Origin of the sequence: Pseudoalteromonas peptidolytica (genome assembly GCF_012641745.1) — a bacterium.
Lineage (GTDB): Bacteria > Pseudomonadota > Gammaproteobacteria > Enterobacterales > Alteromonadaceae > Pseudoalteromonas > Pseudoalteromonas peptidolytica.
The window spans coordinates 39,497-60,713 of sequence record NZ_WEHZ01000001.1 but is presented as its reverse complement, the minus strand read 5'-3'; the positions used below and the strand labels follow the sequence as shown (position 1 = coordinate 60,713).

Sequence of the window (21,217 nt, the reverse complement as noted above, 5' to 3'; positions counted from 1 at the left end):
TGGGCCGAACAATCGTTCGGCCCAAATAGTTTAAGACTTGTTACGATTTTCTTTTGCAAACGCACGTAACTTGCGTTTTTGTGATAACGTCATTTTATTTGAACGGCCTGCGTACGGGTTGTCCCCTTCGCGGAACTCAATTTTAATTGGCGTTCCCATCACATTTAAAGCCTTGCGATAATAGTTCATTAGGTAACGTTTATAACTATCTGGCAGTTCGTGCACCATGTTACCGTGGATAACAATACGCGGAGGGTTATAACCACCTGCGTGTGCGTACTTCAGCTTCACACGACGACCACGCACCAAAGGTGGCTGGTGATCAGCCTGCGCCATATCCATAATGCGACGCAACATTGCTGTACTGACACGTTTAGTTGCCGACTCGTAGGCTTCATCGATAGACTCAAACAAGTGACCAACACCGGTGCCATGCAACGCGCTAATAAAGTGTAATCGTGCAAAATCAACAAAACCCAGTCTTCGGTCTAGCTCTGTTTTGATCCGCTCTTTTACGTAGTCATCAAGACCATCCCACTTGTTCACTGCAATCACCAATGAACGACCCGCATTCAGAGCAAAGCCAAGCAAGCTTAAGTCTTGATCAGAGATCCCTTCACGAGCATCAACAACTAGCAAAACTACATTTGCGTCTTCAATTGCCTGTAATGTTTTTATCACAGAAAACTTCTCAACAACATCGCTGACTTTCTTGCGTTTACGTACACCTGCGGTATCAATCAGTACGTATTCTTTGTCGTTGCGAGTCATTGGGATGTAAATTGAGTCTCGTGTCGTACCTGGCATGTCGTACACTATCACTCGATCTTCGCCTAGAATCCGATTTGTCAGTGTCGACTTACCGACATTTGGGCGTCCAATAATCGCAAGTTTTACAGGCTTGTCTTCAAAGCCAGTTTTGCCAGCTTCAACTTCCTCATCTTCAAGATAAAGTTCCGCAATGTCTTCATCATCTTGCGCCACGGCTTCTTCTTGTAAAGAAAGCTCTGCAATGACTGGCTGCAAGGTTAACTCGAGTAGTTGAGTGACACCACGGCCATGTGCTGCTGCTATTTGCTGTACATCGCCTAATGCTAATTGATAAAACTCTGCACAATTGGAGTCTGCATCAATACCATCCGTCTTGTTAGCCACGACAAAGCACTTTTTCTGCTGTTTACGAAGGTGCTGTGCGATTGCTTGATCAGCAACAGTCATGCCTGCTCGTGCATCAACCAAAAATAGTACAATATCCGCCTCTTCAATTGCCAGCAGAGATTGTTCAGCCATTTCAGTTTCAATGCCTTCTTCTGAGCCATCAATACCACCCGTGTCCACCACGATAAACTCATAGCCTTCGTAATTTGCTTGGCCATACTTGCGGTCACGAGTGAGGCCAGGGAAATCAGCAACTAACGCGTCTCGAGTACGTGTTAAACGATTAAATAGTGTGGATTTACCCACATTAGGTCGCCCAACCAGAGCGATCACAGGAAGCATAGACTACCTCTTTTATAAACAACAAAAGGCTTCGCGAAAGCGAAGCCCCATAAAATATTCAAAATTCAGAAGGTTATTTTGGAATTTGAACTGCGCTAAGTTCACCATCTCGCGTATATACAAATACCTTGTCATCAACGACGATTGGCTCAATATAAAACCCAGAATCATCAAACTCAGTACGAGATACTAGCTCTCCTGAGTTTTTATCCAACCAATGTAAATTACCTTCTTGGTCACCGACCACGATATAATTGCCTGCAACTGTTGGGGCAGTAAGATACCAGCCACGCAAAGCAGCTTGTGTCCAACGTTCAATACCTGAGTTTTTGTCTAGGGCGTATAACACCCCGTCACTGTCAACCAAATAAATAACATCTAGGTCTAGCGTTAAGTCGCGATAACTACTGTACTCACGATCCCATACTACGTTACCGCTGCGAACATCAATAGCCACTAGTTTACCATTATAGGCGATAGAATACACATATGCGCCACTCACGACAGGCTTAGTGTCTACATCAACCAAACGCTCAAACTCTGAAGCACCTTTTGCTATCGCAACATCAGTACTCCAAGCGGTAAAGCCATTCTCGGCGATTAATGCCGTCAGTTTGCCACTTTCTTCACCAACAAGTACACCGCCATTGGCGCTGGTTGGCGAACTTAAACCACGTAAGGTCAGTGCTGGCACTTCTTGTTCGTAGTGCCAACGTTCTTCACCTGTATCAGGGTGTAAAGCAACGAGTTTACCTGAACCTAAGTTAACATATAGCAGGCCATCCCCTGCAGAAGGGGCAGAAAGCGCTTCGCCAGGTACTGATTTACGCCACACCACTTCACCGGTTTCACGGTCTAAGGCAAAAACCTGTCCATGCTCAGAGCCGATGTACAGCTTACCATATGCTTGGGTAATACCGCCTGACAACTTAGCACTGTCACTGTCTTCCCATGGCCAAAAGCTGGTATTTTTACGCACATCAACTTGCCATTTTTCTTTACCTGTCTCGACGTCAAACGCGGTGACTATACCCTCTCGAGCAGCAGCAAAGACCGTTGTTTGGTAGCTCACAGGGGCAAGATGAGAGAAATAATGCTCTACACCGTCACCAACGCCCTCTTGCCACACAATATTCGCTTCAAACTGGTTATTGATTTCAGGCAGTATCAGTTCTTCTTCGTCATCATTTGATGAGCACCCAGCCGTAAGTGCTGCCACACATAGAGCCAAAGAGGCCATAGTTAACTTCTTCATGGCAACTCCTTAAACCGTTGTCTTTTGTGCTAAATCATCCAGTTTAATTTGCAGCATGGGGTTATTATTACCTGTTGCCGCTTCTAGTGCTGACTGATAAGCGTCACGTGCCTTATCTTGCTCACCTTGCGCTAGGTAAATATCGCCTTGGATTTCTGATTGCTGTGCTTTGAATGCCTCAGGCATCGGTTTTGCTAACGTTGCTAGCGCCTGCTCGTACTGCTTTTGAGAAGCCTGAACACGTGCTAATCGAAGTAATGCCGTTGCTTTGAGCTCAGCATTATTTACATTTTCAGCAGCCCAAGTTAATTTGTCTGCGGCTAATGTTAAGTCATTCTTTTCAATTGCCTCTTTTGCAGCAACAAATGCGGCTAATACGGCATAGTTAGAATCAGCATTATCTGCAACAAATGCTTCGCTTTTTGCAAGTACGTCATCACTTTCTACGATTTGGCTGTAGGCTTCAGATGTCGCTTCTGCGGTGTCAATCTGACTCTGATTATAGGCTTTCCAACCGTATAAACCGCCTAACCCTAATACAGCCCCTATCACTAGGGTTGTACCATTCTCGCGGAAAAATCGCTTTATTGCTTCTTCTTGTTGCTCTTCTGTTGAATAAATTTCCATTCTAACCTCTTAGCTTACCGACTCTGCAAGCAGTGCTTTTACTTCTGCAAGCGGTAAGGTGATTTGTTCTTTCTCTTCACGCAAATATTTTACAGTCACTTTGCCTTGCGCCAGTTCATCTTCGCCTAGCACTAATGCCACGACTGCATCGCTTTTGTCTGCACGTTTAAATTGCTTTTTGAAGTTGCCCCCACCGCAATGTACCATCACGCGAAGTCCTGCAACCTCATCTCGTAGCTGCTGCGCTACTACTGGAGCTTGGATTGCCGCTTTGTCACCCATAGCAACTACATAAACATCAGCATTACGGCGGATTTCACCAACACACTCTAATGTTTGTAACATTAACACAAGACGCTCGATACCCATCGCAAAACCGACAGCCGGTGTCGCTTTTCCACCTAGTTGTTCAACCAAGCAATCGTAACGTCCACCGGCACACACAGTACCTTGAGCACCAAGACTGGTTGTTACCCACTCAAATACAGTACGGTTGTAGTAGTCTAGGCCACGTACCAGCTTTTCATTAACCTGGTATTCGACGCCAGCTGCGTCTAAACGTTCACATAAATTCGCAAAATGTTCACGCGACTCTTGGTCTAAATACTCAGAAAGCTTTGGCGCATCGACTAAAACTGCTTGAATGTCTGGGTTTTTGCTATCAAGAACTCGAAGCGGGTTAGTGTACATACGACGCAAACTGTCTTCATCAAGTACCGCTTTATGCTGTTCTAAATAAGCTATCAAAGCATCTCGATATTCAGCTCGGGCTTCGTTAGAGCCCAATGAATTAAGCTCAAGCTTGACGTGCTCTTGAATACCAAATTGCTGCCATAGACGCGCCGTCATTAAGATCACTTCAGCATCAATATCAGGCGTTGCGACCCCATAAGTTTCAACACCAAATTGGTGAAATTGACGATAACGACCTTTCTGCGGCCGCTCATGGCGGAACATTGGCCCCATATACCAAAGACGCTGCTCTTGGTTATACAGTAAACCATGTTGATTACCAGCACGTACGCACACAGCCGTCCCTTCAGGACGTAGCGTTAAGCTGTCGCCGTTACGATCATCAAAGGTATACATTTCTTTTTCAACAATATCGGTCACTTCACCAATAGAGCGTTTGAATAGATCAGTCGATTCAACGATTGGAAAACGGATCTCTTGGTAGCCAAACGCAGCCACTGTTTCTTTTAATACCGATTCTACTTTCTGCCAGATTTGTGTATCACCTGGCAGACAATCATTCATCCCACGGATTGCCTGAAGTTGTTTTGTCACTGAAAACCCTAATTATTCTTTGCCATCAGCCAATATGTGTTGGTTGATGCTATTGCTTAAACACATGCTCAGGTAGCATTGTTTGCGTACCTGTATAAAGCTTGAAAATTCGCTTATCTTAACGATTACATCCGTATCAGTCGATGATTTTTACATCGATTTTTTCTTCGCTCTCTTTTTTCTCTACATACTCTCTAATTTGAGATTCAAGCTGAGCAACAATATCATCATTATCAATACGTGTTTTTTGACGTTCACCATTAATGTAAAGCCCTGAGCGGCGATTTGCACCTGCAAGACCTAAATCACTCACTAATGCTTCACCAGGGCCATTTACCACACACCCTATCACCGACACCGAAATTGGCGTAGTGATATCTTCTAGACGCTCTTCAAGTTGATTCATGGTGTTGACCACATCAAACTCTTGTCTTGAACAGCTTGGGCAAGCGATAAAGTTAATACCACGCGAACGGATACGCAGCGATTTAAGGATATCGAAGCCAACTTTTATCTCTTGTACTGGATCAGCAGCAAGAGAAACGCGCAGGGTGTCACCTATCCCCTCAGCCAACAACATGCCAAGACCCACTGCCGACTTCACTGAACCGGCTCTAAAGCCACCAGCTTCTGTGATCCCTAAATGTAGTGGCTGATCGATTTCTTTAGCGAGTAGACGATAAGCGCCCACCGCCAGAAACACATCTGACGCTTTTACCGATACCTTAAACTGATCGAAGTTATGACGCTGAAGAATCTCAACGTGACGCATCGCGGACTCAAGTAAAGCCTCAGGTGTTGGCTCACCGTACTTCTCTTGCAAGTCTCGCTCAAGTGACCCGCCATTGACCCCAATTCGAATAGGAATATTGTGTTCACCAGCTGCGTCAATCACAGCGCGGATCCTGTCTTCACTACCGATATTGCCAGGGTTGATCCGCAGACAGTCCGCACCATACTTGGCAACTTGTAAAGCGATGCGGTAGTCGAAATGAATGTCTGTCACCAGTGGAATGTCTACTTGTGCTTTAATGCTTTTGAATGCTTCAGCGGCATCCATGGTCGGCACAGAAACGCGAACGATATCAGCGCCCGCATCTTGGATAGCTCTTATCTGCGCCACCGTTGCATCGACATCTAGGGTGTTAGTATTCGTCATCGATTGCACCGCTATCGGTGCGCCATCACCAATAGGCACATTACCGACATAGATCCTCGTTGACTTTCTACGCTTAATAGGTGGTTCTGAAAACATGCTGACTACTCTGCTAACGGTAAATTAAATTTGGCTAGACGGTTTTTAGTGAACTCTGGCAAGGTCACAGGTTTACCATCAAGTGTGACCTCTACGGCCCGATGCTTGCCGAGTATAACAGAAAAAGGGGCTTTCCCTTCAACTGTCATGGTATATCCTGCTTTTTTAACCCCAAATGCCACGCGCTCTTGGGTTGCATCAAACATTTCAACCCAACTTTCTTCATTAAAGTACATCACCACCGTGCTGCTCCCTGGCGCGCGTTTAGTCTGCTCTTTCGGGTTGCTCTGGGCAGGCGTTGATGTCGCCACCTCAAGCGTACTTGTTGGCTGCTCTTCTAGCGCGCCTGTACTCTCAGACTGTTCTGGCTCGTCGTTTTGTATCTCTTCTTGATCGCTTGTTACTTCAAGCTCTGGTACTTCAAGCTCTGGTGCTTCAATTGTGGTGATCGCGCTTTCTTGAGCGCTTTCAGGCTCCGAAGTATTGGTCTGCCAAAACCACAACGCTGAGGATCCCAACACAATAGCAAGCACGATATAACTCACCATCATTAAACGGCTATCATGTGCCTCTTTGTGCGTACGACGCGAAAAGCTCTGCATTCGTTTTTTCTGCGGCGGTACCACTGGTGATTGGTACATGGCCAGTACCTCTACCGGATTTAGTCCAAGCAATGCAGCATAGTTTTTAATATAACCACGCACAAATGTTTCAGGCCCTAAATCTTGATAATCGTCCTGCTCGAGCTTAGTGAGTTGGGCATGAGTCATCTTTAGACGTGATTCAATCTCAGCAAAACTGATCCCAGCATTTTGTCTTGCAGTCGCCAAAGTTTGCCCGATTGAAGGCTGCTCTTGTTCAGGTGCTTCTTGCTCTTTCATATTTTGGTTCATAAAACGTAATTTGTTGGGTCTACTATTAATAATCCGTGGCCTGCTTGCAGCGCCACGTCAGGAGTTAGCTTATTCCATCGCATAATTTCATCGATCAACACACCATATCGATCGGCTACGCTGAGCAAAGTATCTCCCACAGCGATTTTATGGATCACATTGGGATTATTTAGATACACCTTTTGACCCGCAACTAACCTTGCAGATTCACGCACTTGATTATACTGCATCAAATCGACCATTTTAATGTCGTATTTTACAGAAATACTAAATAGGTTTTCACCTGCTATAACCGTGTGAAACGCTACCCTTGGTGGCGTTAATTCGCTGTTTAGCAGCGGTATAGAAGTGTTAGTTGCTGCCGCGGTCACTACATGACGTTCCTTTGGCACTTCACTAAAGGTGACATCTGCAGGATTTGGTTGATAGAACTCAACTTGCTCATCAGAGCGCAATGACGTAGTTGCCACTGGAGAATTTTTAACTACCTCAGGTTTTGCTACTGGCGCAAAATTATTAGTCTCTACAGGTGAATCAGCAGTGAATATAGGCGTTGATTTGCGTTGCGTTTTTTTACGTTTAATTTTTATCTTTGGATTTGCAACGATATGACTGGGTGACGCACCAGCCAACTTGTTAAGCTGCGCTTCTCGGTATCGATTCCTCAGTCGTTCAAACTCACTCGCCACAGTATTGTCAGTTAATATCAAGGCCGCCTGCGCTGACTTTGGATAGCTTTGCACTAACGTGGTTGCTAAGTCCTGCGCTTTTTGTAAATGTCCCATTTGCATGTGAACAAGGTGGCCAAGCATCAGGCTTCTGGGAGAAACAAAACCCCGCTTTTCAATACTTTCTAGAATATCTTCGACTCGCAAAAAGTCACTGCGCGCATAATACAGACCGGCTAAAGCCAGCTGTGAAGAGATCTGCTGTGCATTATGCTTAATAGCGCTTTGCAAATAGTCCTCAGCAAGTAAATATTCATTTTGCTTCAAAGCACATAATGCTAAGTTTTCGTAACTGGCTGCAACTCTGAGATAACTTGGCACTTCAATTGCCTTAAAAAAGTACGCATTAGCTTTATCGTACTGCCCTACTCGGCACAAAAACGTGCCATAGTTATTTAGCGTATCGGGATTATCAGGTTCAATATCCAATGCCACTTGGTACGCATTGTCGGCACGCTGTTGCTCTCCCACCTGCTCATAGTAATAGGCCAGCGTATAATGTGCTTCTGCCAGCTTTGGCGCGAGTTGCAACGCGCGCTCAAGATTAAACTTCGCTGACGTAGTATTACCTGAATTGAGATATTGAAGTGCAAGCGCGATACGAGTTCTAGCAGCATTGGTGTTATTGACTTGCTGCTCGGCTACTGGACGGCCATCAGCACGATAGCTGCGCTCCGTCACACAACCTGACAAAACTAAACTCGCACCTGCGAGAATGGATGCAGCCAATCCTGTTTTGCGATAATTTCGCGATTGCATCACTCACCTTTGAATGCCACTGGGTTTTATATCTGCACTATATTACCCAAAAGGCTACGAGATTCACCCATTTTTTGTAAGATAACCAGAACTTATCTGAGACTCAGATGAAATGAGCTGACCCAAGCCAGCTCATTATTTGTTATTGTGCACTCACATTGACAGCAATTGCGTTGTCATCACGTTGCTTTTTCTTGGCTAGACGCTTGGTTCTATCCACAACATCACCAACCAACTGACCACATGCAGCATCAATATCATCGCCACGAGTACGACGCACAATACAAGTCAGTCCAGCCGCTTGTAACACTTTCGAGAATCTATCGATACGGCTATTACTAGAGCGGCCATATTCGTTACCAGGGAACGGGTTGAACGGGATCAAGTTAATCTTTGATGGCGTGCCTTTAAGCACTTTTACTAACTCATGGGCATGATCCGTGCTGTCATTAACATCTTGCAGCATTACATACTCAATGGTGACATCTTTATTCGCCTTTGAGCCATCAATATAACGGCGACATGCCGCTAAGAACTCTTCAATTGGATACTTTTTATTGATTGGTACAAGCACATCGCGAAGTGGGTTATTTGGTGCATGTAGTGAAATTGCAAGTGCCACATCTATTTTTTCTTTCAAGATGTCAAGCGCAGGTACCACGCCTGATGTACTGAGCGTGACGCGGCGCTTGGATAGGCCAAACGCCCAATCGTCCATCATCAGCTCCATCGCTGGTACAACGTTATTGAGGTTTAACAGAGGCTCACCCATACCCATCATCACGATGTTAGTAATTGGGCGCTTAGTGCTATCACCTTTATGTAGACCAATGTCGGTTGCCACGCGCCAAACCTGACCTATGATCTCAGACACTTTTAAGTTACGGTTAAAGCCCTGCTGCGCCGTTGAGCAAAAAGTACATTCCAACGCACAGCCAACCTGAGAAGATACACACAGTGTGGCTCTATCTTTTTCTGGGATCCACACGGTTTCAACTTCTTGGCCGCCTTCGAGTAACAGTGCATATTTGATGGTGCCATCTGAAGCCTCTTGCTTTACTGATATTTCAGGCGCTTTAATCTCACACTCAGCCTGCAAACGTGCACGAAGTTTTTTATTTAAGTTACTCATCTCATCGAAATTATCGATACCAAAATGATAAATCCATTTCATCACCTGATCCGCGCGAAACGGCTTTTCGCCATATGATGCAAATAACTCGCGCATCCCCTCGCGATTTAAATCAAGTAAGTTAATTTTTTTCTCAATAGTGGTCATGAACAACCTCGGTTATAGACGGTAAAAACAGCTTAATTGCCAACTGAGCATTGTACAAAAAAGCAGCAAACATCACAAATAATGAAACGTGTTTTGTGAAGTAGTGTGATTACTTTACAAAGCACGCTTATCCCATATCAACACCATTTGGCTACGGGACAAAAAAAGGGCTCGAAAGCCCTTTTTTGGCACCTAGTCTCGAATTAACGAGTACGTGGGCAGATTTCTTCTTCAGCGAAGAAGTAAGCGATTTCGCGAGCAGCAGACTCTGGTGCGTCAGAACCGTGTACAGCGTTCTCGTCGATGCTGTCTGCATAGTCAGCACGTAGTGTACCAGCTAACGCTTCTGCAGGGTTAGTAGCACCCATGATTTCACGGTTTTTACGAACTGCATCTTCACCTTCAAGAACCTGAACCATTACAGGGCCTGAAGTCATGAAAGAAACTAGTGCACCAAAGAAAGGACGCTCTTTGTGCTCTGCGTAGAAACCTTCAGCTTTCTCTTGAGAAAGGTGAACCATTTTTGATGCAACGATTTTAAGACCAGCAGACTCAAAACGGTTGTAGATAGCACCGATGTGGTTTTTAGCTACCGCATCAGGCTTGATGATTGAAAAAGTACGCTCTAAAGCCATCTTTTGCTCCAAAATATTGTTGTGAATATTAACGGGCGCGAATTATACGTTGTTTGGTAGAAAAAACCTACTATCTCACGCCGCTTTCTTTGAGAAGATAAAGAAGTTTAGTCAATTTAATATCAATAAACGTCCATAATTCACCGCTACAGCCCAGCTGACAGGGAAATCTATTTGCTTCACAGACAACATCGAAAAACCTGATCTACATCAAAATTATTTTACAGGCTTTCTTCTATACTGCGCCGCTTTTTAGAATCAGCGCACGAAATCACTCAACAGCTGACCCGTAATCAGTTCAATGTATGAGGTAAACCATGTTTGTACCAGAACTTCTCTCTCCAGCCGGCAGTTTAAAGAATATGCGTTACGCTTTTGCGTACGGTGCCGATGCCGTCTATGCCGGACAACCTAGATATAGTTTGCGAGTGCGTAATAACGAATTTGACCTTGAGAACCTTGAGATAGGTATCAATGAAGCCCACCAGCAGAATAAAAAGCTTTATGTGGTGTCAAATATTGCGCCGCATAATGGCAAAGTAAAGACCTACTTACGTGATATTGAACCCGTCATCGCGATGAAACCAGATGCGCTTATCATGTCCGATCCTGGGCTAATTATGCTCGTACGTGACAAGTGGCCTGATATGCCAATTCACCTTTCTGTACAGGCTAATGCAGTCAACTATGCTGCGGTACAATTTTGGGCCAAACAAGGAATTGAGCGCGTAATTCTTTCTCGTGAACTATCACTACAAGAAATAGAAGAGATCCGTGCGCTTTGCCCAGAAACAGAACTTGAGGTGTTTGTCCATGGGGCACTGTGCATGGCATACTCTGGGCGCTGTTTGTTATCTGGTTACATCAATAAACGCGATCCAAACCAAGGGACGTGTACCAATGCCTGTCGCTGGAGTTACGACGTAAAGCCAGGTCAAGAAGACGAAACCGGTGACGTAGTGCATAAAGTGGATCCAAAGGCCATTATTCCTACTTTGGGTGAAGGCCAGCCAACCGATCAAGTCTTTATGCTCGAAGAGCAAGGCCGTCCAGGTGAATATATGCCAGCGTTTGAGGATGAACACGGCACATACATCATGAACTCCAAAGACTTACGTGCTGTACAGTATGTTGACCAGTTGACTCGTATGGGCGTACATAGCCTTAAAATTGAAGGTCGTACCAAATCTTTCTATTACGTTGCACGTACCGCTCAAGTTTATCGTAAAGCCATCGATGATGCAGTGGCGGGTAAGCCATTTGATCCCAGCTTAATGAAAACTCTAGAGAATCTTGCTCACCGAGGCTACACCGAAGGCTTCTTAAAGCGTCATGTACATCAGGACTACCAAAACTACGACTACGGCCACTCTATTTCAGATAAACAACAATTTGTCGGTGAAGTGCTAGGTCGCACAAACAATGGCTTAGTTGAAATCGACGTAAAGAACAAATTCTGCACAGGACACAGCCTTGAGTTGATGACACCAAAAGGGAATATTCACTTTAACCTTGAACACATGGAAAATAAAAAAGGTGAGACCATTGATGACGCTAAAGGCTCAGGCCATGTTGTAAAGATCCCATTGCCGGAAGATATTGACTTAGACCATGCGATTTTAATGCGTAATTTAGGTCAGCATGAGGACACACGAAACCCATTTAAAAAGGCTTAGTCATGGCACTTTTGATCAACGATAAATGTATCAACTGTGACATGTGTGACCCTGAATGTCCAAATCAAGCCATTTATATGGGCGATAAAATTTATCAAATTGACCCAGATAAGTGCACAGAATGCGTGGGGCATTACGATACACCAACTTGTGTGAGTGTATGCCCAATAGACTGTATCAAGCCGGACCCAAACTATAAGGAAAGCCTCGATCAACTGGCTGAAAAGTATCTTCGCCTTACTGAACCAAATCCGTGAAGCCTAAAGGCTTCACTTTCTCTTTTCATCCTTCACTCGCCTCAGAAATACCATTTGTTTTTCTACTTGTTTCAGACGACAGCATAATTTTGATGCTAACGGTAGGAATAGCCTTATCTCAAACAACTATACAGACAATTCTAATCTGTAATTTATTAGCTCAAAATAGCGCGCTTACTAACCTGATGAACGTCTAATAATTAGGCTAATTGGTATAGTTCAGATTTGACCTTTTCGAAGTTTCAAATAGATATACTACAATCAAATTAAGCTTAGAAACAAATTAATTATCTTTAATTGCATTATAGCAAATGCGCGATTTTGCAAAGAAAACGATAGAGCTAATAACTCGAAGATTAATACTGCAACTACGTAGGCCGAAAAACTTTATATTCAATTGTATAGGAATATTTCTCAAATAGGTTAAAGAGCCAACACAGCTTGATAGTTACCCTCTGGAATTGGTATCACTTAAGGTAGGGAAATAACATGGATTTGAACTCATTTGAGTCTTTTTTTCACAATGCCTACATGCCCCATGGCCACTGCTACTTGTGGCAACCTCATTTGCTATGGACAAATGTTATCTCCGATATTCTGATCGCGACTGCATATTTTTCCATCCCCATGGCGATCATCATTTATGCAAAACAGAGACCTAATGTTGGCAAAAATTGGGTATTCGTGCTGTTTTGTAGCTTCATTACCTTATGTGGCTTAACACATCTTATTGGTGTCTACACCGTTTGGCATGGTGCGTATGGTATACACGGGATCTCAAAAGCCGCAACCGCCCTTATTTCTATGATCACAGCGGTATACTTATTCAGGCTTATTCCAAGCGCAGTCGCTATTCCAACGCCAAACCAATTTCATGGTATTAGCGCAAAACTCAAACGTGTCACCGATGAAAAGCAAGCCCTACATACCCAGCTTGATCAACATAGGGTCGCTGAATTTATGCTCAATACGCTGCCAACAAGCACCTTACTGCTCGATGAGTTGCTTTCGATAAGTAAGTGTAACCCTTACTTCTATCGTGAACTTGGTTATGACTCCCCCGATGAACTTATCGGATTACGATTACATGACATCATCAGCTTGGATGACCCCTTCGATAGTCTCGAATCTGTAAGCCAATCATTACTTGATCAAAATGATTACAGTAAAGAGTCACTGTGCCATGTTCGAGATAAATTTGGTAACCAAATTCCGATGGAAATGCGACTAGTGCAAGAACCTCATGATGGTACCCATCTTATTCTTGCAGTATTCAATAACCTTTCCTCCCTAAAGAAGACGGAACAAGCGCTTGCCGACTCTATAGATAAAATGAAACGAGCCATTGGTGCAACAGAAGATGGGATATGGGAGTGGAACGTTGTTGACAATAGCGTAAGTTACTCTGCTGGGTTAAAAGCCATGATAGGCAAAAGAGAAGATGAAAACGTGACTTTTGATGACTGGTTTGCACACATCCACCCTGATCATCAAAATAAAGTACAAGCCGCTATCGAGCAACACTTTGAAACGAAGGCACAATACTTTGTAGAGTATTTAGGCAGAGATAATAAAGGTGAATATGCGTGGTTTTCTGCTGTAGGTAACAGTCAGTTTGATGACAATGGCAAACCCCATATTATGTCTGGTGCGCTGAGAAATATTCACCAAAGAAAAGCCCTTGAATTACAGGTTGCGGAGAAAAGCAAAATTTTAAATGCCATTTACGAAGGTTCAAGCCAAGCCATTTGGTTATTGAAAGTCGAACCAAATCAAGATTTTCGCTTTTTAGAGTACAATAAATTTGCCTGTCAGCGCACCGGAGTAAAATTAGAACAAGTGCTTGGGAAAACACTGAAAGAGCTCAGAGGCGCGACATTTGACGCAGAATTAGTCGACAGAATAGAAAAAAACTACTTGCTCTGCGTAGAGCTTGCAAAGCCAATCGACTACACCGAAATGATGCCACTGAAAGGCAAAGCGCACTGGTATCAGACTACCCTCTACCCGTTAAAAGATCATAAACAAAATGTTGAGCGTATTGTCGGGGTAGCTGTAGACATTACCGCACGAAAAATTGCAGAAAAAGAACTCAAGGATAATCACAATTTCTTACAACGAATGATTGACTCTGCGGTGTGTGGTCTTTACCTCTACGACTTGAAAGCACATAAAAATACTCGGATCAATAAACGCTATACACAAATACTGGGCTACACCATGAAAGAACTAGAGCTCTGTGACCTTGATAGTTGTTTCCATGAGAGTGAACGCGCTTTGGTGTATGAGCACATAGAAGAAATCAAATCTAGCCAAGATGGCGTGCTTATTCCCATAAAGTATCGATTTAAACACAAAGATGGGCATTGGGTGTGGTGCTACTCAGTAGATACCATTATCACCCGTGATAAACACGGTGAACCTGAATTGATGTTAGGTACTTTCGTCGACATGACTGAGTACACAGAACTCTTACTTCAGTTACAGGAGTCAAACGCGCACCTTAAGCATTTTGCATATATCGCCTCTCATGACTTGCAAGAACCGCTGAGAAAGATCACCGCCTTTTCGGATAGCTTAGCACAGAGGATCACGCCTGAGCTTAAAGACTATGACGATGCAAAGTTTGAAATCGACAGGCTGGTTGATGCCAGTCAGCGAATGCGAGTCATGATCCAAGACCTACTAAAACTTTCACGCTTACATTCACACACTTTAAAGCGACAACCCACTAACTTGTCTATACTAATTGAGGATGTTTGTGAAGTGATGAGCTTTAGCTTAGAGGAAAGTCAAGCCGAGATTAAGCTTGAAAACGCTGAGGTACCGCTACAGCTTGATGCTTCTTTATTTTTGCAAGTATTGCAAAATCTAATAAGTAATAGCATCAAATTTAAATCACCTGATACGGTACCTATTATTCGTATTTCAGTTACTCAAAGTAGTAGTGAAACCATGATCTATTATCAAGATAATGGGATAGGAATACCAAAATCACGACGACAACAAATATTCGAACCATTTAGGCGCTTTGGTACAACACAAGAATACGGTAGTGGAATAGGACTTGCTTTGTGTCGTCAAATTATTAAGTTACACGGCGGCACCATTAAGTGTATAGAGTGCGAACAAGGTGCTTTATTTGTAATGGCTTTTGCAAATAAAGCTAAGGAGTAATAATGGAACTGTTATTAGTTGAGGATGACCCCGATGATGTCTATTTCTTTGAACGTGCCTATCGCAGTATAGATAACGCACCTGAGTTGAAAATCTTTTCAGATGGTCATGCTTTGCTGGATTATCTCAACACCTGTACAACCCCCAACCAAGTGCTGTTGTTAGACTTGAATATGCCTGTGATGAGCGGCTTCGAGGTAATGGAAGCTTTACGCGCTGAGCACATGATAGATAATTTAATTACGGTGTGTTACACCACCTCCACACATCACAGTGATATCCGCAAAGCGTATCAACTCGGTGCAAAATCCTACATCACCAAACCTGGACGTTTGCGTGATTTAGAGTCATTAATTAAGTTGATAAAACAATATTGGTTTGATAACAATCGAGTTGTGCAGGGATAACTATGAATACATGTCTTGTTTACCTTCTAGAAGACAACGATGAAGATGCCTACTTGGTAAAGCGCACGCTTGCCAAAGTCGAAGGCAGACAAAAGTTTAATGTGAAGCACTTTATCAATCTCGAACAGCTTGATCATGCAATCAACACAGTTAAGCCTGACGTGTTATTGCTCGACCTAAATATCGAAGAAAGCCAAGGACTATCCACTTTAATTAAAGTAAAACAGCTTAATATACGCGCCCCTATCGTAGTGTTAACAGGGGTGTCAGAAACGCTTTTTCGTGAAAAGGCCATACAATTAGGTGCACAAGACTATATACCTAAGCATGAACTCAGCGGCCCACTGCTTGCTCGCACTATCACCTTTTCAAAAGAACGTTATGAGATGCATCGCAATTTAGAAAACTTAGTTGTCATGGACAAACTAACCATGCTTCACAACCGTGGAGCATTTGATACTGAACTAGAAAAAGCCATATCAGGCTCTGAGCGATATGGTCACGGATTTGGTTTGTTGTTCATTGATTTAGATAACTTTAAACCGGTCAATGATACGCTCGGTCACCAAGCCGGTGATCAATTGTTAAAAATAATCTCAGCGAAGCTCAAAATGTACAAACGTGCATCTGATTTTGTCGCCCGCTATGGCGGAGATGAGTTTGTCGTTATTGCACCCAATCTTTGCGAAAAAAACCAACTTAAAAAGCTCGTACAACACAAATATGACTTGCTTAGCGATACCTATTGTTTACAAGATGAAAGCGGCTGTATTCAAGAAGTAAAGTTAAGTTTAAGTATCGGCGCTGTCATTTATCCGTCCGACGCGGCTTCGGCCGCTGAACTGGTTGCAAAAGCAGATAAAGCCATGTACTTCGCCAAAAGTAATCAGCTCCCATACGCTCTATATAACGAAACTGAATCAACTGAGCAATAACAAAACAACTCATACCAATTTGACTTAATACTTGCTCAATTTTAAGGAGTAAATCTGACGCTAACAGCGTTAAAAGTTTCTTATTTAGAACAACTAAATAGCAAAATTTTTACCTTGCCTACAGGACGTAGGTACCTCGGCGAGAGCAAGACGCGGAAACGGTGTCATCGACAAGATTTTCTCGCCTCAAAACAGACCACTTAATTAAGAAAATTGGCATCATTCACTCTTGGATGGCCTTCACCTCAGCGATTGCATAGTTTATGTATTCCTTTTGTTTCGTCCGAACACTTCGAGCCAAACAGCCCCCTTGTTAAACCCAGTCAAAACAAAACTTTTATTTTACAAAACAATTACACTTGGTTACAACTTAATCTGAACAAAAAACAAACAAACAGGATACAGCATGAAACACCACTATCTATCAGCATGTATACTCGCATTGCTTTCGCACCAAGCTACAGCAGCAGGTCAACACGACTCAATCTCGCTACCTGATTTTACCGCAGAGCATGTTCGTAGCTTACCAATCACCAGCCTGATGGCCGTGAACCCAGATCTATTTCTATTTAGTAACGCGCTGCAGTATGTTGATTGGCAACAAACTCTTGATACAACTGCGCCCCATCTCAACGATAAACTAGAGGTCATCTTGCATTACGCAGGCTATGCCAGTATCAATCCAAAGCTATTGCTCGCTTTAATGGAAATGTCATCTGGCATCATTAGCACGCCAACGCCAGAGGCATACTTAGCACCGTTTGGAAAACTCTCGCATGAAACAGGCTTCGATGCGCAACTTAAAGATATCGCGCTAAATTTAAGTGGTCGATATTACGCGTTCCAAAAACTTCAAACTGAAATGGGCTTACAAGCCTTTCCAGCAGTAAATGAAGCCACCGTTGCCCTTGCTGATCTGACTAATATGCCAGTCAATCAACTATTTAATGTTTATCAGACATTATTTAATGGTGAATCTTTGGCACTCAAGGAAGGTGGCGTTTCACACTTTACGGCCTCAAAAGACTCACAAGTAGGCACACTCGCCAGTTTCACTCTCAACTTTCCTTGGCCTTCAGGTTACGCTTGGTATAGTGGTGGCGCACACTCGAATACCGGATCTGGATACCCATACTCTTCATTGGACTTTAATAATGGGTCTGGTGGTTGGGGTAGTAATACACCTTGGGTGCAAGCCGCGCACAGCGGTACCGTCACGCGCTACTCACAATGTAATATTCGAGTAACACACTCAAGTGGCTACTCAACTCAGTACTACCATATGGAAAGCCTCCAATATAATACTGGTGATGTGGTATCCGCAGGCGCGTGGCTCGGCCGCTATGCCGACGACAAATCAACAGCATTATGCCAAGGAGGTCAATCAACAGGCCCTCATGTGCACTTCTCTTTACTCTATAATGGCGGGCATATTTCACTTCATAATTGGTACATCAGTGGCTATCGCATAGACGTTGGTAACTACAACTATGACGATAATTGCAGCCGCTTCTACTTTGAGAAAAACGGTTACCGCACCTGTGCATGGAGAGCATTGTATAAGTAATACCAATTTTTTTAATTAAGTGATCTATTTTGAGGTAAGAAAATCTTGTCGATAACACCGCTTCCGCGTCCTGCTATCGCCAAGGTACCTACATCCGTGTAGGCAAGGCAAAAATTTTGCTATTTAGTTGTTCTAAATAAGAAATTTTTAACGCTGTTAGCGTCAGATTTACTCCTTCAAATTGAGCAAGTATTAAGTCAAATTGGTATAGATGATAACTTGTTCTCTAGCCGCTGTTATCCCTTAGGGTGAAATTTGTTTTAAGAGATAGCTTCCGGCTAGCGTGATGTTGCACGTCTGGGTTTAGGTATTTTAGTTGATTAACTAACTTCTTATCTCAAGTTGAGGCTAAGATACCCCCTCAGCTAGAGATAACACTATACTTTTGTATTATTCGATAAAGGCTTGCCTACGTAGCTGGCCTTTACCTACATGACCATTCTAAAGCACTGAAGCTCCAGTAAAATTCAACAATAGCGTCTTATTACCTAACGTTTTAACGCCAAAAATAGAGTCGTTAATTCAGCAAACCCAAATTATAAAAAACTTAACTTTTTGTAAAAACTATGTATATTAATTTTTAAATAAAATAAAAAAGGATTGAGTACATCCATGCTTACTAAGGAAAATTCTAATGATTTCATCGAGTGGCAAAAACGCAACTTTTTTATCTTAACTCACGCCAAAGCCGATACAAGCTCTACCAACTACACACTATTAATAAAAGTGTTAGAAACCTTAGGCAGCTCAGTTAAAGTTGATACCAGACTTCCTGAGCCAAATTTACGCGCACAAACCGCTCTTTTTTTGGTGGATACTGAACACCGAGACTGTAACGAGCTGATAAGTGCTGAAGTTAAGCTATTGGCCGCAACCCATAAAGTTTTGTTGTTCAATGCCAATCCCGAAGAAGTAAATGAAAAAACAGCATTACTTGGTAATGTGAAAGGCTTACTTTACCAGAACTCCCCCCCCGAAACTCTATTTAAAGGACTTAGCAGAGTCTTAAAAGGTGAGCTTTGGTTTTGTCGAAGTGCTATTTCTACCGCATTTAGTGAGCTACTTGCTGCACTCCCTCAAACGCTGCCTAATAGCGATATAGTCTTAAACAGTGAAGAGCTAAGTATACTCACCTGTAGAGAAAAATCAGTGATCAAACTAATCGCGGCGGGTGCCAAAAATGAAGATATCGCTGACAAGCTAAATATAAGTAGTCATACAGTAAAAACTCATATCTATAGCGCGTTTAAAAAAACGAACTCACGCAACCGCGTTGAGCTAGCTAATTGGGCGCTACGGCATATACCCATAGTCAGTTTAAATTAAATATCAGTAATTCACTTAACGCTCAGAAAAATATAGTGCCTTTGATTATACGAACGCAAAGTAAAAGAAGTGAAAAGAGAATAGGCGGCTAGTAAACCTAACCGCTCAATAATACAAAACGCGAGCTGTATTACGCTACGCCATAGCTATCACGGTATGCTTTAACTGCATCTAGGTGTGCATCCATACCACCTTGTTGCTCAAGGTAAGTGATCAGATCAGCAAGCTTAACGATAGAAACTACCTGAGTATTAAAATCGCGCTCAACTTCCTGAATAGCAGAAAGCTCAGCTTTGCCTTTTTCTTGACGGTCCAACGCAATTAATACACCAGCAAGATCGGCACCGTTGGCAGCGATGATTTCCATTGACTCACGAATAGCAGTGCCCGCCGTGATAACATCATCAACCAACATAATACGACCCTCAAGTGCAGAACCTACTAAGTTGCCGCCTTCACCGTGCTCTTTCTTTTCTTTACGATTAAAGCAATAAGGCACATCTTTATTGTGATGATCGGCAAGGGCAACCGCTGTAGTGGTTGCAATAGGAATACCTTTATATGCTGGGCCAAACAACACATCAAACTCAATACCTGCATCTTCCAATGCTGACGCATAAAAACGGCCTAAACGGGCAAGATCACGACCCGTGTTAAATAAGCCTGCATTGAAAAAGTAAGGACTTGTGCGGCCTGATTTTAACGTAAACTCACCAAACTTCAGCACCTGCTTTTCTAAGGCAAATTCAATAAACTCTTTTTGATACTGTTTCATGTTTTTCTACCGAGTGTTGATTATGCTAGCGCTTGCTTTTGTAGATCAATAATTTCTCTAATTGAATGTTTCGCCAAGCCAAGTAGCTCGTCTAGCTCGTCAAACGAGAAAGGTTCGCCTTCAGCAGTACCTTGTACTTCAATGAGCTTACCGGTTTCAGTCATGATCACGTTCATGTCTGTTTCGGCTTCTGAGTCTTCAAGATACTCGAGATCCGTGATTGGCTGACCTTTATAAACCCCAACCGAAATTGCCGCGATCATAAATTTTAATGGGTTTACATTAATCATGCCTTTTGCACGCATGTGCGTTAGTGCATCAACCAATGCCACACAAGCACCACTGATTGACGCAGTACGAGTACCACCATCAGCTTGGATAACATCACAGTCAATGGTAATTGTGTTTTCACCTAACGCTTTTAAATCAACCGCGGCACGTAAAGCACGCGCGATTAAGCGTTGAATTTCCATGGTGCGGCCACCTTGTTTACCGCGCGCTGCTTCACGGTTGTTGCGCGTATGTGTAGAGCGCGGAAGCATACCGTATTCTGCGGTGATCCAGCCCTTGCCTTGCCCCTTCATAAAGCGTGGTACACCGGCTTCTACAGAAGCTGTGCATAACACTTTTGTGTTACCAAACTCCACCATTACTGAGCCTTCAGCGTGCATAGTATAGTTACGAGTAAATGTAACCGGCCTGATCTGATTTGCAGTTCTTTCGCTTGGACGCATCCACGTTCCCCCATCATCAAAATTTGCCGTACATTATAAAGGGATCACAAAGACTATGCCACGCGATCCGACTAAAAATAAAATTCACTTTAGGGCTGTGTGGAAATTCGGCTATAATGCTGCGGTTAAACCAAGCTAAATTTTA

The 21,217-nt window shown here is 43.2% G+C and carries 18 protein-coding genes; 7 read left to right on the top strand and 11 right to left on the bottom strand.

The window, feature by feature from the left end; genetic code table 11:
- Positions 1–30 precede the first annotated feature (30 nt).
- The 9 genes from der to ndk all read right to left on the bottom strand — a co-directional run bounded on the left by der (position 31) and on the right by ndk (position 10,218).
- Positions 31–1,500 (bottom strand): ribosome biogenesis GTPase Der, encoded by a 1,470-nt coding sequence (der, locus tag F9Y84_RS00260; RefSeq protein WP_125250611.1) that lies wholly within the window; start codon positions 1,498–1,500, stop codon positions 31–33.
- Positions 1,501–1,573: 73 nt separating this feature from the next.
- Positions 1,574–2,755 (bottom strand): outer membrane protein assembly factor BamB, encoded by a 1,182-nt coding sequence (gene bamB / locus F9Y84_RS00255; protein ID WP_125250612.1) that lies wholly within the window; start codon positions 2,753–2,755, stop codon positions 1,574–1,576.
- A gap of 9 nt (positions 2,756–2,764) precedes the next feature.
- A complete protein-coding gene (locus F9Y84_RS00250; RefSeq protein ID WP_147390177.1) occupies positions 2,765–3,382 on the bottom strand; it encodes a YfgM family protein in 618 nt (205 codons plus the stop codon).
- Positions 3,383–3,391: 9 nt separating this feature from the next.
- Positions 3,392–4,669 carry a histidine--tRNA ligase gene (hisS, locus tag F9Y84_RS00245; protein ID WP_147390178.1) on the bottom strand — a complete coding sequence of 426 codons (1,278 nt, stop codon included), beginning with the start codon at positions 4,667–4,669 and terminating at the stop codon, positions 3,392–3,394.
- Between the two features lie 136 nt (positions 4,670–4,805).
- Entirely contained in the window at positions 4,806–5,924 is a 1,119-nt protein-coding gene (gene ispG / locus F9Y84_RS00240; protein WP_125250615.1) for a flavodoxin-dependent (E)-4-hydroxy-3-methylbut-2-enyl-diphosphate synthase, read from the bottom strand.
- Between the two features lie 5 nt (positions 5,925–5,929).
- Positions 5,930–6,805 carry a RodZ domain-containing protein gene (locus F9Y84_RS00235; protein WP_225740752.1) on the bottom strand — a complete coding sequence of 292 codons (876 nt, stop codon included), beginning with the start codon at positions 6,803–6,805 and terminating at the stop codon, positions 5,930–5,932.
- An 8-nt stretch (positions 6,806–6,813) separates the two neighbouring features.
- Complete coding sequence (pilW, locus tag F9Y84_RS00230) at positions 6,814–8,304, bottom strand: type IV pilus biogenesis/stability protein PilW (RefSeq protein ID WP_147390180.1); 1,491 nt, start codon at positions 8,302–8,304, stop codon at positions 6,814–6,816.
- Positions 8,305–8,446: 142 nt separating this feature from the next.
- Positions 8,447–9,583 carry a dual-specificity RNA methyltransferase RlmN gene (gene rlmN, locus F9Y84_RS00225; RefSeq protein ID WP_125250618.1) on the bottom strand — a complete coding sequence of 379 codons (1,137 nt, stop codon included), beginning with the start codon at positions 9,581–9,583 and terminating at the stop codon, positions 8,447–8,449.
- 203 nt (positions 9,584–9,786) lie between these two features.
- Positions 9,787–10,218 (bottom strand): nucleoside-diphosphate kinase, encoded by a 432-nt coding sequence (gene ndk / locus F9Y84_RS00220; RefSeq protein WP_010377338.1) that lies wholly within the window; start codon positions 10,216–10,218, stop codon positions 9,787–9,789.
- Positions 10,219–10,535: 317 nt separating this feature from the next.
- On the opposite strand from ndk, the gene trhP reads away from it, so the two are divergent.
- The 7 genes from trhP (at position 10,536) to F9Y84_RS00185 (ending at position 19,563) form a co-directional block, all read left to right on the top strand.
- Positions 10,536–11,894, top strand: a complete 1,359-nt coding sequence (gene trhP / locus F9Y84_RS00215; RefSeq protein ID WP_125250619.1) for a prephenate-dependent tRNA uridine(34) hydroxylase TrhP — start codon at positions 10,536–10,538, stop codon at positions 11,892–11,894.
- Positions 11,895–11,896: 2 nt separating this feature from the next.
- A complete protein-coding gene (locus F9Y84_RS00210) occupies positions 11,897–12,151 on the top strand; it encodes a YfhL family 4Fe-4S dicluster ferredoxin (protein WP_125250620.1) in 255 nt (84 codons plus the stop codon).
- 489 nt (positions 12,152–12,640) lie between these two features.
- A complete protein-coding gene (locus F9Y84_RS00205) occupies positions 12,641–15,328 on the top strand; it encodes a PAS domain-containing sensor histidine kinase (RefSeq protein ID WP_147390181.1) in 2,688 nt (895 codons plus the stop codon).
- A 2-nt stretch (positions 15,329–15,330) separates the two neighbouring features.
- Positions 15,331–15,735, top strand: coding sequence for a response regulator (locus tag F9Y84_RS00200; protein WP_147390182.1), 405 nt, complete (start codon positions 15,331–15,333; stop codon positions 15,733–15,735).
- A gap of 2 nt (positions 15,736–15,737) precedes the next feature.
- Positions 15,738–16,670, top strand: coding sequence for a GGDEF domain-containing response regulator (locus F9Y84_RS00195; RefSeq protein ID WP_147390183.1), 933 nt, complete (start codon positions 15,738–15,740; stop codon positions 16,668–16,670).
- 406 nt (positions 16,671–17,076) lie between these two features.
- Positions 17,077–18,237, top strand: a complete 1,161-nt coding sequence (locus F9Y84_RS00190; RefSeq protein WP_147391491.1) for a M23 family metallopeptidase — start codon at positions 17,077–17,079, stop codon at positions 18,235–18,237.
- Between the two features lie 612 nt (positions 18,238–18,849).
- Positions 18,850–19,563, top strand: coding sequence for a response regulator transcription factor (locus F9Y84_RS00185; RefSeq protein ID WP_125250625.1), 714 nt, complete (start codon positions 18,850–18,852; stop codon positions 19,561–19,563).
- Between the two features lie 130 nt (positions 19,564–19,693).
- Here the strand turns inward: F9Y84_RS00185 and pyrE are convergent, their stop codons facing one another.
- Both pyrE and rph read right to left on the bottom strand, forming a co-directional pair.
- The gene (gene pyrE, locus F9Y84_RS00180) at positions 19,694–20,338 is read right to left on the bottom strand and encodes an orotate phosphoribosyltransferase (RefSeq protein ID WP_125250626.1); all 645 of its coding nucleotides are present in this window, start codon (positions 20,336–20,338) and stop codon (positions 19,694–19,696) included.
- 20 nt (positions 20,339–20,358) lie between these two features.
- Positions 20,359–21,072 (bottom strand): ribonuclease PH, encoded by a 714-nt coding sequence (rph, locus tag F9Y84_RS00175; protein WP_010377321.1) that lies wholly within the window; start codon positions 21,070–21,072, stop codon positions 20,359–20,361.
- Positions 21,073–21,217: the final 145 nt, after the last annotated feature.